Source organism: Pontimicrobium sp. MEBiC06410 (genome assembly GCF_053601615.1).
The window spans coordinates 1-542 of record NZ_JBSHNT010000059.1 but is presented as its reverse complement, the minus strand read 5'-3'; the positions used below and the strand labels follow the sequence as shown (position 1 = coordinate 542).

The 542-nt window shown below is 38.4% G+C and carries 1 protein-coding gene; it reads right to left on the bottom strand.

Annotated features, from left to right (window positions below; translation table 11 throughout):
- On the bottom strand, window positions 1-542 hold a 542-nt coding region (locus tag ACVC08_RS00350; protein ID WP_452600527.1), incomplete at both ends, for a phosphopantetheine-binding protein.

Here is a 542-nt window from a genome sequence, read left to right as displayed (position 1 = left end):
TAAATACCTGAGAGAGTTGTAGTTTTACTTTAAATTGTTCTTGTATTTTTGATAGTAATCGGGTTACTAATAGTGAGTGCCCACCTAACTCGAAAAAGTTATCGTGTTTTCCTATTGTTCCTTCTTCTAGTTCTAATAGCTTAGACCATAGTATTGCTAATTGCTGCTCTACTGCTGTTTCTGGCGCTACATATTGGGTAGTGCTTTCTACTTCTAGGCTTAGCTTTTCTAATTGTTTTCTATCGGTTTTGCCGTTTGGGGTTAATGGGATTTTATCTATTTCTATAATAAAGTTTGGCACCATATATTCTGGTAGGCTGACCGAGAGGCTATCTTTTATTGCTTGGACTTCTAACAGTGATTGGACTTCTAACACGCAATAGGCCACTAGGTGTTTGCTACCTAAGTGTGCTTTGGCTATAACTACAGCTTCTTTTATGTTTGCTTGGTTGTTTAATGCGGTCTCTATCTCACCTAATTCTATTCTATAGCCGCGGACTTTAACTTGGTCGTCTTCTCTGCCTAGGTATTCTATTGTGCCG